Consider the following 10,007-nt stretch of genomic DNA (forward strand, 5'->3'; position numbering starts at 1 on the left):
CCCCCCCCCCCCCCCCCCCCCCCCCCCCCCCCCCCCCCCCCCCCCCCCCCCGGCAGGGCCAGTGGCTGGTGACTCCCTTCAGTGGTTGCGGCTGCCCACCCCCCTCCCCGACCCTCCCCCCCAAGGGGGGAGGGAGAAAGACGGGCCGCCGCAATTCCACAGATCGCGATCAACGCCGCCACCACCGCGAACCCGACGGCCCACGCCGCCCGCTGGTCGCCGAGCGGGAGCAGCGGTTCCACCAAAAGCGGGTAACTCAGCAGCCCGACGAAACTGCCGAGGTTGCTCGCCGCGTACAGCGGGTACGGGTCCCGGCCGAACCGGGCGTACCACCGCTGCAACAGCGGGGCCGTCATCGCCAGCGCCAGGAATGGCCCGCCGACCGCCGCGAGCAGCACGGCCAACACCGCGAAGATCGGCATCTCGCTCTCGGTCGGGATCAGCGCCTCCCGCGGTTTCAACAGTCCGCCGAGGACAAGTAGGCCGCCCGCGGCGAGCAACAGCACGACGTGCAAGCCCACCTGCCGTCGCGATTTCGTGAGTTGGTGGGCCAGGAAGTAGCCGAGCAAGAGCACGGCCTGGAAGAAGACGAGGCACGTGTTCCACACCCCCGGCGTGCCGCCGAGGACCGGAAGGAGCTGCTTGCCGATCAGAGGCTGCACGAGGAACGACAGCGCGGCGGACAGGAAGATCGTGAGGGCGAACAGCGTGGGCAGCACCGGGGTTTCTCCGCGAACGGGTCGAACGGTCGGCCGGGATGGGATAGGCCGGCCCGCCGCCGCCCGCCACCGGAAACTTCCCCGCCCGGCCGGTTCCTTCCACCCGCCGGCTTGGTATCATCACCGTCGCACCGATCACATCCCGGAGTCTTCGCATGGCGTCCCCCCAGGTGCTCGACCCCGAATCGCTCCTCGCCCCCATCGACGGCGACGACCCGGCCGGGGCGCGGCCGTCGATCCTCGACCGGAACAAGCTCAAGGAGTACCGCGAGGACTTCGACCCGGAGCGGGACTTGTCCGAGGAGGACCGCCGCGACCCGAAGTACGCCGAGGCCCAGAAGAAGGTCCCGCAGTGGGACAAGGTTCTCCAGTTCGGGACGCAATACTTCTCCCGGACCGGCAAGGACCTGACCGTGGCCATGGCGATGACCGAGGCCCTCACGAAACAGACGGGCTTTGCCGGGCTACGGGACGGGCTGAAGCTCCTCCGGCGGCTGTGCGAGGACTGCTGGGACCGGATGCACCCGGTCATCGACGACCCGACGAACCCGGACGACGTGGAGGGCCGCGTCGCCCCGTTCGCGTTCATCGACGACGACATCAAGACGCCGTTCTTCCCGAACAGCGTCCGGTCGATCCCGCTCTTGACCACGCCGGACGGCGTGGACGTGTCGTTCGCGGCCTGCCAGACCTACGGCCCGGACTCCCCGGCGAAGGTGACGCAAGAGGACTTCCGCGCGGCCGTGTCGTCGGCGAACGAGGGCCAGGTCGAGCGCATCCGCACGATGAACGAGGACATCGACGCGGCGCTCATCGAGCTGCAGGCCCTCGTGGACGTGCTGGACGCGAAGGCCGGGTCGAACGCCCCCGGCCTCGGCGGGCTGCGGAAGGCGATCCAGGATTGCCAGTCGATGACGCAGGAGGTGGTCCGGCTCCGCGGTAGCGGGGCCGAGGTCGAACCCGAGGCGGACGAAGCCGAGGTGGGTGGCGCGGAGGGCGGAACGTCCGGCGGCGGGGGCGGCGGCTTGGGGGCGGTGCGGTCCCGCGACGACGTGTACGCGAAGTTCAACGAACTGACCATCATCCTGGAGCGGATCGACCCGCACAGCCCGGTCCCGTTCCTCATCCGCCGGGCGATGGAGATGCGGGACCTGAAGTTCCCGGAACTCGTGGACAAGCTAACCTCGGCGAAGCCGGTCCTCGATTTCCTCCGCGTGCCGCTGAACGAGGAGCCGCCGCAGTGACGGCTACTTCGTCACGCCGGCCGCGTCGAGGATCGCCTTCAGCTTCGCCCGCTTGTCGTCCGGCAGCGGCGTGATCGGCAGGCGGTTCGGCCCGGCCGGGCGGCCGAGCAGGGCCATCGCCTCCTTGATCGCACCGTTCCCCGTGCCGAGGGCCATCGCCAGCCGGACCGGGTGCAGCCGGGCCTGGAACGCCTGGGCCGCGGCCACGTCCCCCTTCATGAACGATTCGTAAATCCCGACGCACAATTCCGGCGCGATGTTGCACGACGCCGGGATCGCCCCCTTCGCCCCGAACACCAGCGCCGCAGCGATGAGCGTGTCCCGGCCGTTCAGCACGGCGAACGTCGGCGGCACGCGGCGGATGATCTCGATGGTGTTCTGCAAGTCGCCGGACGAGTCCTTGATGCCGACGACGTTCCGCAACTCCGCCAGCTTCGCCACCGTGTCCGGCTCGATGCTGAGGCCGCCGCACGTCGCGGGGTTGTTGTAAAGCACGACCGCCTTCCCCGTGCTCTCCGCGACGCGGCGGAAGTGCTCGACCAACTCCGCCTGCGTCGGCTTCAGGAAGTACGGCGTGATGACCGACACGCCGGCGGCCCCTTCCTTCTCGGCCATCTTCGTGAGGCGAATCACCTCGCGGGTCGTCTCCGCCCCGGTCCCGACGTACACCGGCGCGCGGCCGTTGACGTGGGCCATCGCGGCCGCGACGACCTGCTGCTTCTCGGCCTCGTCGAGGGCGTAGAACTCACCGGTCGTGCCGAGGACGAAGATGCCGTGGACGCCGTGGGCGAGCATGAAGTCGATGTGCTTCTTCAACCCAGGCAGGTCGAGCGATTCGTCGGCGAGGAAGGGCGTGACGACCGGCGGGATGATGCCACGGAGCATGGAACGGGCCTCGCGGGGTGGGGTGCGAGTATGTTAGGGCGAAAGCCCCGGCACGGCCGTGCCGGGGCTTTCGCGTTCCCCTAGTCTATCTCCCTTCCCATACGCCTCACCCGGAGCCACCCGTGGCGAAGATCAACGTCAAGAACCCCGTCGTCGAGATGGACGGCGACGAAATGACCCGCATCATCTGGCAGCGGATCCGCGAGAAGCTGATCCTACCGTACCTCGACATCGACCTGAAGTACTACGACCTCGGCATCGAACACCGCGACGCGACCGACGACAAGGTCACGTTCGAGTCGGCCGAGGCGACGAAGAAGTACGGCGTGGCCGTCAAGTGCGCGACCATCACGCCGGACGAGGCGCGGGTCAAGGAGTTCAACCTCAAGCGGATGTACCCGTCGCCGAACGGCACGATCCGGAACATCCTCAACGGCACGATCTTCCGCGAGCCGATCATCTGCAAGAACGTGCCGCGGCTCGTCGGGCACTGGGACAAGCCGGTCGTCGTCGCCCGGCACGGGTTCGGCGACCAGTACAAGGCGAGCGAAATCCTCTTCCCCGGCCCCGGCACGGTCAAGCTGACGTACACCCCGGCCGACGGCGGCCCGGTCGTCGAGAAGGAAGTGTTCAAGGCCCCGAGCGGCGGCGTGACGCTGGCGATGTACAACCTCGACGAGTCGATCAAGGGCTTCGCGCGGGCCTGCTTCAACTACGGCCTCGGCCGCGACTACTCGGTCTACCTGAGCACGAAGAACACGATCCTGAAGGTCTACGACGGCCGGTTCAAGAACCTGTTCCAGGAGGTGTTCGACGCCGAGTTCAAGGCGAAGTTCGACGCGAAGAAGCTGGCCTACGAGCACCGGCTGATCGACGACATGGTGGCCGCGAACATGAAGTGGACCGGCGGCTACCTGTGGGCGTGCAAGAACTACGACGGCGACGTGCAGTCCGACACCGTCGCGCAGGGGTACGGGTCGCTCGGCCTGATGACGAGCGTGCTGACGACGCCGGACGGCAAGACGGTCGAGGCGGAGGCGGCCCACGGCACGGTGACGCGGCACTACCGCGAGCACCAGAAGGGGAAGAAGACGAGCACGAACCCGATCGCGTCGATCTACGCCTGGACGCGGGGGCTGATCTACCGCGGCAAGATGGACGAGACGCCGGACGTGGTGACGTTCGCGGAGACGGTCGAGAAGGTGTGCGTCGATCTCGTCGAGGCCGGGAAGATGACGAAGGACCTGGCGATCCTGATCAGCGACAAGACGCCGTACCTGACGACGGACGAGTACCTCGACGCGGTGGACGCGGAACTGAAGAAGCGGATGGCGTAACCGCGACTGTTTAGCGGGCGACCCGACGGGTCGCCCGCGTCATTTCACCCGCACGAAGGCATACGCGGACGCTTGCCGGAACAGCCACTCGTTGGTCAACTCGAACCCGTGTTTCTCGCCGACGAAGCAGTTCACATACGCCCGCCGCTCCTCCGGCGAGTAGTGGTCCATCACCACCCACACGCGCCCGCCGACGTTCACGGCGTCAAGCTCGTCGTAGTTCTTCAACTCGCCGTGGAAGAAGTAGAGGTAGCCCGGCTCGTCGCTGAACACGGCCTCGCCAGGCAGCCGGTTCTTGTTCACGAACTCGGTCACCGCCGCGGAGTCCGGCCGCGGCCACGGCTTCGCGAGATGGATCACCGTCGGTACGACCGCGACCAGCACGAGAAGCCATGCCACCCGCACCCCGTCCCGCGGGTATCGCCGTACCACCGCGCTCAGCCCGAGGCCGCCGAGCATCAACGCGCACGGCGCGATGAAGTGCATCAGTCGGTTGAAGCCATACGGGTACGAGTGAGCCGCTGCCCCGACGACGGCGAGCGCGAACGGGACCGTAACGGCGACCGCGAGGTCGCGGCGGCCGGTCCGCCACGCGAATGCGACCCCGACCGGGGCGAGCGCGAACAGGACCAGCCCGGCCGGCAGGAACGCATACTGGAACGTCGTCGCCGTGTGTTCGACGAGCCACGCCGGGACCGTCGCGGGCTTCGCAAAGTTCGGGAAGTCGCGGACCCACTCCGTGACCAAACTCGTCACCCGCTGATTGCTGATCGGGCCGATGTACAGCAGCATGGCCGTCGCCAGCATTGAACCCGCGGCCGACAACCACGCGAACCGGGCCGACCGCCACGCGGCCGGAAGCAGCGCGGCCATCAGCCCGCCGAGGACGAACGCCGTCGGATAGGAGAAGCACAGCAGAAACGGAGACACGACCGCGAGCGCCCGCAGCCGTCGCGCCGCCGACCAGTCGGCCGTGCGGAGGTAGCCGTAGAGCAAGAGCGTCACCAGGAAGCAGTCGCCGGCATACGGCTTCACCGTGCAGCCGAGCCAGACGTGGTTGTCCGAGACCGCGACCAGCCCGACCGCCACGGGCACGAGGACCGGTGCGAACGCGAGCCGGGCGAGCGGAACGGTCAGCAGGAGGGTCCCGCAGCTGAACAGAAATGGCGGCAGCCGCCAAACGAATGACACGTCGCCGACCAGCACGTGCAACGTCTTGAGCATCCACAGGAACAGCGGCGGGGCCGCGACCGCGTGGTCGAGCGGCCCCAACAGCCGGAGATATCCCTTGCCGAGGACGTTGTTCAGCAGGACCGATTCGTCGTACCAGATGGTGTGATTGCAGCCGTAGTGCCAGGCCCGCAACACCAGCCCGACGACGACGGCCAGTAACGTCAACGACGGGCCACGCCGCCCGTCGGGCAGGGGGTCGGCCCGCCGGGTAACGACGGCGACCTTTACGCGGGTGAGCTTCGTGAGCGCGAACATGCACGGCCTCCGGATGCGTCCCGATACCACACCCGGCTTCCCGCGCCTATCCAGAGTGCGCCGCTTCCCCGGTTCCTGATTGGCACGGCCGAAGTTCATCCGCTAAACTGTTGATACCTCTTATTCCTGCCGACGGCTTCCGCCGTCCCTCGCCGAGCCGCCACATGCTCACGATCCTCGGTTCCCGGTCCCGTACTTGCGACGGCATCTCCCGGCGGTCGTTCCTCCGTGCCGGGGCGCTCGGCGCGACCGGGCTGACGCTCTCGTCCTTGATGAAGGCCGAGGCGGCGGCCGGGAAGAAGTCGCACAAGTCGGTCATCATGGTCTACCTGACCGGCGGCCTCGCCCACCAGGACACGTTCGACCTGAAGCCGAACGCCCCGGCCGAGGCCCGCGGCGAGTTCAAGCCGATTAACACGAACGTCCCCGGCATCCAATTCGGCGAGTTGCTGCCGCGGCTGTCGCGGTGCGCCGACAAGATGGTCGTGCTGCGGTCGCTCGTCGGCCAACGGGACGAGCACAGCTCGTGGCAGAGTTACACCGGCACGACGATGGACGCCGCGAAGCGGGAGCACAAGCCGCACTTCGGGTCCGTCGTAACGCGGTTGCTCGGCCAAACCGACCCGGTCGTTCCGGCGTTCGTGGACCTGTCGCCGACGATGGTTCACAAGCCGTACAACACGCCCGGCCCGGCGCTGCTCGGCCGCGCCGCCGCCCCGGTGAAGGTGGACGGCGACGAGGTCGCGGTGCTGAAGAACCTCAGCGTCCCGATGAACCAACTGACCGACCGCCAGTCGCTGCTCGCGGCGATGGACCGGTACAAGGAGTCGGCCGAGACGTTCCACGACCGCGCCTTCGAGGTGCTGACGTCTTCCAAAGTCGTGGACGCGCTGGACGTGTCGAAGGAGTCGCCGAAGGTCCGCGAGCGGTACGGCCGGGGGTCGCCGAAGCACCTCGGCGACGGCGGGCCGATGTGGAACGACCAACTCCTCATGGCCCGCCGGCTGGTCGAGGCCGGGGCGCGGGTCGTGACCGTCGCCTACGGGTTCTGGGACACGCACGGCAGCAACTTCAAGTACCTGAAGCAGCACCTCCCACTGTTCGACGCCGGCATCTCGGCGCTGATCGAGGACATCTACACCCGCGGGCTGGACCGGGACGTGACGGTGTGCGTGTGGGGCGAGTTCGGGCGGACGCCGAAGATCAACAAGGACGCCGGCCGCGACCACTGGGCGCGGGTGAACGGCGCGCTCCTGGCCGGCGGCGGGATGCGGACCGGACAGGTGATCGGCAGCACGGACGGCATTGCCGGCGAGGCGAAGAACGACCCGATCCCGTACCCGAACGTGCTGGCGACGGTGTACCGCAACCTCGGCCTCGACCCGCACGGCATGGTGTACGACGTGTCCAACCGCCCGAACCCGATCCTGCCGAGCACTGTCCAGACCATCGATAAGGTCTACGGGTAGCCGGTGGGGGGATGACAATGAAATTGGCCGAAGCGCTGTTGCTGCGGGCGGACTCGCAGAAGAAACTCGCCTCGCTCCAGGAGCGGACGCAGAAGTACACGGTCGTGCAGGAGGGGGAACAACCGGCCGAAGACCCGCGGGCCTTGTTGCGCGAAATCGAGGCGGTCGCGGCGAGTCTCGAAAAACTCGTCTTCGCCATCAACCGCACGAACATCAAGTACACGATCAAGACCGGCGAGACGCTCACGGAAGCCCTGGCAAAGCGGGACGGCCTCATCCAGCGGCATCGCATCCTGCAATCGGTCATCAACTCGTGCGCCAAGCCGGTCGAGCGGTACGGCGCGAAGGAAATCCGTTGGGTGCTGACGGTAGACTTGAAGCAGCTCCAGGCGGACGCGGACGACCTGGCCAAGCGTATTCGCGACCTGAACGCGGCCGTCCAGGAGGCCGGCTGGCAGGTCGAACTCGAACAGTAGAGAACTGGGGGGTTCCGGGCGAGCGCGACCCAGCGGCGGGGGATACCGCCGTAGCGGCGAAAGCCGCATCGGGTCACGCGGCGGGCAGCGTGGAGGGTTCGATCCCCTCATCGCACAACTCAGCCCAGCACCGCGCACACCGGACTTCGCACCGCGCAACCGTCACCACCGCACGCGCTGACGGAACCCCTCAGCCATTTTCCGGCGGCTTCACGTCGCCCGTCGTCGGCTCGGGCTTCGGCTGGTCAGGGTCGATGATGAGAGTTCCGCTCGCGCGGTCCCACTTCAACCGCGTCGTCTTCGCCGGCTTCGGGATGTGATAGATGGGCGGCCCGGCCTCGATATCGACCCAGACGGACGGTCCAGGCTTCGGCGGTGGGTTGCGCGGCTTTTTGGGTTTCATGGCTCACTCGATGCGAATGTAGTCGCTCTTGGCCGTCACGTCTTGCCACTCGAAGAGCGACGACCGACGCCGGTATTTTAACCGAAACGCATACCGTCCGCGCGCGGGAAACACCAAACGGTTCAGCCGAAATGCCTGTTCGGTAACCGGCGAATCGGCTCGAAACGGGATTCGCCCCAAGTGCTGGCTTGCGATCCTCCGCTCGCCTTCGGGGGCGTCCAACCACTCGACCTCGATCCAGAATTTTCGAGACCCCGACACTTCGTTCAACAAAAACAACCGGAGGTAGACCCAAAATTCCCACTCCGGGCACTCCGCGTCGGAGGGGACGCGGTAGGTGTACCCGACGCCTTCGAGAATGCGTAGCGTCCGCGGGCCAGCGACGCCCAGCCACGGGGCGTCCTGGCACACGAGGAAGTGCTGCACCACGAACTTCGGCTTCGCCATCGGGTCACACCTTCTTCAAGAACGTGATCCGCCCGCCCTCCACCCACTCGACCACGAAGATGTTCCCGTGCGGGTCGAAGCACGCGTCGTGCGGGTGGACGAACTTCCCTGCTTGCCACTGCTTCGCGTCCCGCCGTACCTTGAACCCGTCCAGCACCGTCTTCCGCCACGCCTCGTCGTCCCCCAGGTGGACGATCGGCTTCCCGGCCTTGTCGAACAGGCTCACCCGCGCGTGCAGGTCCGGGACGAGCATCACGTCCCCCTGGATGTCGATGTGCGCCGGGAACAGCACCGTCCCCTTCTCGGTCGTGCTCAGGTGCTTGCCGTCGAGGTCGAAGGTTTGCAGCCGGGCGTTGGCGCGGTCACACACCACCAGCTTCGGATCGTTCGGCGTGCGCTCGTCGATCCAGTTGCCGTGCGGCGTCGTGAACTGGCCGTCCGCATTGCCGTGGCCGCCGAAGACGCTCAGCAGCTTCCCGTCCTTCGTGTATTTCAACATGTAATGCGACCCATACCCGTCGCCGACGAAGAGGTCGCCGTTCGGGCAGAACGCCACGTTGGTCGGGAAGTAGTTCTTCTTCGCGTCCTCGTACTCCTTCGCCTCCGGCCGTTCCAGCTTCCACACGACCTCGCCCTTCGCGTTCATCTTCACGACCTTCGGGCTACGCCACGTGTTCGTGTAGTAGAAGAACTCCTCGCCGCCCTCCTTGCGGACGTCGATGCCGTGGCCGCCGCCGTGCCACTCCTTGCCGAACGACCGGATGAACTTCCCGGCCGTGTCGAACACGAACGTGGTGTCGAGGCCCTTCCGCTTCTCGTGCCCCTGGTGGGTGATGTAGACCTGCCCCTGCGAGTCGATGGCGACGTTGTGCGTCGTCTGCCACTCGAGGTCGTTCGGCAGCGTGCCCCAGTTGTGGTGGCACTCGTACTTGTACCCGTCGATGCCGATCACGGGCGTATCGGTCCCGGCCTTCTTTTCGGCCCCCAGAATGATCGGCCCGGTCGTGGCGGTGGCGGCGGTGGCGGCGGAGAGCTTCAGGAAGTTGCGGCGGTTCATCGGGACTCCTCGGAACGGGGAAAGGGAAGGCCCAGTTTAGACGGGACCGAAAGCGAACGCAACGCACCGGTCCGACATTGTTCCGTCGGCGCGGAATTCTTGCGCCCGCCTGACATTCCGATTCACGCAGGACGGATTTGCGTCCGGGGTGTTGCTGTTCTAGCCTTCGCTTGAAATCTCAGCCCATCCGCTGACCGCGCTCAACCCGGTGCCCGCTATGTCCGCCCCCGCAACGGTCGAGGAACTCCTTCAACTCATCCGCAAGAGCGGCATGGTCGATGAGGGGAAACTCACCGCGCACCTGCAACGGCGGCAGAAGGGCCGCGGCATCCCCGCGGACGTACGCGAGGCGTCCGACGCCATGATCGCCGACGGCATCCTGACGAACTTCCAGGCCGAGCAATTCCTGTTAGGTAAGTGGCGCGGGTTCACCATCGGCAAGTACAAGCTGCTCGAGCGGGTCGGCGTTGGCGGCATGGGCC

Annotated in this window: 9 protein-coding genes and 2 pseudogenes; 5 read left to right on the top strand and 6 right to left on the bottom strand. The window is 67.1% G+C overall.

The window, feature by feature from the left end; all coding sequences use genetic code 11:
* A pseudogene (locus AC5JJ2_RS08575) lies at nt 1–719 on the bottom strand (hypothetical protein); the annotation flags it as partial.
* A gap of 155 nt (nt 720–874) precedes the next feature.
* Between AC5JJ2_RS08575 and AC5JJ2_RS08580 the strand changes: the two are divergent.
* Nucleotides 875–1,963 (top strand): type VI secretion system protein TssA, encoded by a 1,089-nt coding sequence (locus AC5JJ2_RS08580; protein WP_495857563.1) that lies wholly within the window; start codon nt 875–877, stop codon nt 1,961–1,963.
* Nucleotides 1,964–1,966: 3 nt separating this feature from the next.
* On the opposite strand, the gene dapA is transcribed toward AC5JJ2_RS08580, so the two are convergent.
* Nucleotides 1,967–2,848 carry a 4-hydroxy-tetrahydrodipicolinate synthase gene (gene dapA / locus AC5JJ2_RS08585; RefSeq protein ID WP_495857564.1) on the bottom strand — a complete coding sequence of 294 codons (882 nt, stop codon included), beginning with the start codon at nt 2,846–2,848 and terminating at the stop codon, nt 1,967–1,969.
* Between the two features lie 122 nt (nt 2,849–2,970).
* Here dapA and AC5JJ2_RS08590 point away from each other — a divergent pair, with 122 nt between their 5' ends.
* Nucleotides 2,971–4,185, top strand: a complete 1,215-nt coding sequence (locus AC5JJ2_RS08590; RefSeq protein WP_495857565.1) for an NADP-dependent isocitrate dehydrogenase — start codon at nt 2,971–2,973, stop codon at nt 4,183–4,185.
* Nucleotides 4,186–4,224: 39 nt separating this feature from the next.
* Here AC5JJ2_RS08590 and AC5JJ2_RS08595 read toward each other — a convergent pair whose 3' ends face one another.
* The gene (locus tag AC5JJ2_RS08595; protein WP_495857566.1) at nt 4,225–5,673 is read right to left on the bottom strand and encodes a hypothetical protein; all 1,449 of its coding nucleotides are present in this window, start codon (nt 5,671–5,673) and stop codon (nt 4,225–4,227) included.
* A 164-nt stretch (nt 5,674–5,837) separates the two neighbouring features.
* Here AC5JJ2_RS08595 and AC5JJ2_RS08600 point away from each other — a divergent pair, with 164 nt between their 5' ends.
* Together AC5JJ2_RS08600 and AC5JJ2_RS08605 are read left to right on the top strand one after the other, a co-directional pair.
* Nucleotides 5,838–7,142, top strand: coding sequence for a DUF1501 domain-containing protein (locus AC5JJ2_RS08600; protein ID WP_495857567.1), 1,305 nt, complete (start codon nt 5,838–5,840; stop codon nt 7,140–7,142).
* Nucleotides 7,143–7,159: 17 nt separating this feature from the next.
* Nucleotides 7,160–7,618, top strand: a complete 459-nt coding sequence (locus AC5JJ2_RS08605; protein ID WP_495857568.1) for a DIP1984 family protein — start codon at nt 7,160–7,162, stop codon at nt 7,616–7,618.
* Between the two features lie 190 nt (nt 7,619–7,808).
* Here AC5JJ2_RS08605 and AC5JJ2_RS08610 read toward each other — a convergent pair whose 3' ends face one another.
* Genes AC5JJ2_RS08610 through AC5JJ2_RS08620 form a run of 3 tightly spaced genes read right to left on the bottom strand, consistent with a single transcriptional unit; the run spans nt 7,809 to nt 9,525 of the window.
* On the bottom strand, nt 7,809–8,021 hold the full coding sequence (locus tag AC5JJ2_RS08610; protein ID WP_495857569.1) for a hypothetical protein: 213 nt from the start codon (nt 8,019–8,021) through the stop codon (nt 7,809–7,811).
* Nucleotides 8,022–8,024: 3 nt separating this feature from the next.
* Nucleotides 8,025–8,468, bottom strand: a complete 444-nt coding sequence (locus tag AC5JJ2_RS08615) for a hypothetical protein (protein WP_495857570.1) — start codon at nt 8,466–8,468, stop codon at nt 8,025–8,027.
* A gap of 4 nt (nt 8,469–8,472) precedes the next feature.
* On the bottom strand, nt 8,473–9,525 hold the full coding sequence (locus AC5JJ2_RS08620; protein WP_495857571.1) for a twin-arginine translocation signal domain-containing protein: 1,053 nt from the start codon (nt 9,523–9,525) through the stop codon (nt 8,473–8,475).
* A gap of 217 nt (nt 9,526–9,742) precedes the next feature.
* Here AC5JJ2_RS08620 and AC5JJ2_RS08625 point away from each other — a divergent pair.
* Nucleotides 9,743–10,007 (top strand): annotated as a pseudogene (locus tag AC5JJ2_RS08625) (hypothetical protein); the annotation flags it as partial.

The organism is Limnoglobus sp., assembly GCF_059499385.1.